General features: G+C 73.7%; 1 protein-coding gene. It reads right to left on the reverse strand.

The window, feature by feature from the left end:
• Positions 1 to 143: 143 nt before the first annotated feature.
• Positions 144 to 864, reverse strand: a 721-nt coding sequence (locus JHN63_RS51550) for a 3-oxoacyl-ACP synthase III family protein (RefSeq protein ID WP_200692010.1), incomplete at its 5' end; no start/stop codon positions are given.

Here is an 864-nt window from a genome sequence, read left to right on the forward strand (position 1 = left end):
GGAGCGGGTGCGCTCGTGGCCGGCGGGGGAGGGGCGGGCCGGGAACACCGGCGCATCCCCTGGTGCGGGAGTAGTGGTGGGGCGGCCGGTGGCCGCCCCCTTTCTTGTCGGTTCGCGCTTCTGGTGGTGGCGGTTTGTCCTTTTCACCACTCGACGAGGGCGAAGCTGGCGGCCATGCCGCCGCCGAAACCGGCCAGCAGGACCAGTTCGCCGGGGCGGATGTCGCCGGCGCGGACCGCGGCGTCCAGGGTGATGGGGATGGAGGCGGCGCCGGTGTTGCCGTAGTGGGTCACGGTGCGGTGCATGACCGCGTGGGGGAGGGCGAGGTGGGTGAGGACGTCGTCGAGCATGACGCCGTTGGCCTGGTGGGGGACGATGTGGTCGACGTCGGCGGGCTTGACGCCGGCCTCGTGCAGGAACGCCTCGGTCAGCCGGGGGAGTTGGTCCACGACGAAGTCGCGTACGGCGCGGCCCTCCATCGCGAAGTAGTGCAGCCCGGCGTCCAGGCCGGCCGCGTCGAGAGGGTGGCGGCTGCCGCCGGCGGGGACCTGGATGAGACCGGTGAGTTCGCCGAAGGTATGCAGGGCGACGTGGCGGACGACGGGGCCGCGGGCGGTGGTGCCCAGCACCATCGCGCCGGCGCCGTCGCCGAAGAGCACGACGGTCCTGCGGTCGGCGGGGTCCAGGATGCGGGAGTAGACGTCGGCGCCGATGACCAGGGCGTGGCCGCCGCGGCGCAGGATGACGCTGCCGACGGCGGAGAGCGCGAACAGGGTGCCCGAGCAGACGGCGTTGACGTCGAAGGCGGCGGTGCCCGAGGCGCCGAGGTTGTGCTGGACGTAGGCGGCGGTGGGGGGCTGGGGG

The sequence above is a fragment of the Streptomyces sp. MBT65 genome (assembly GCF_016612545.1).
Lineage (GTDB): Bacteria > Actinomycetota > Actinomycetes > Streptomycetales > Streptomycetaceae > Streptomyces.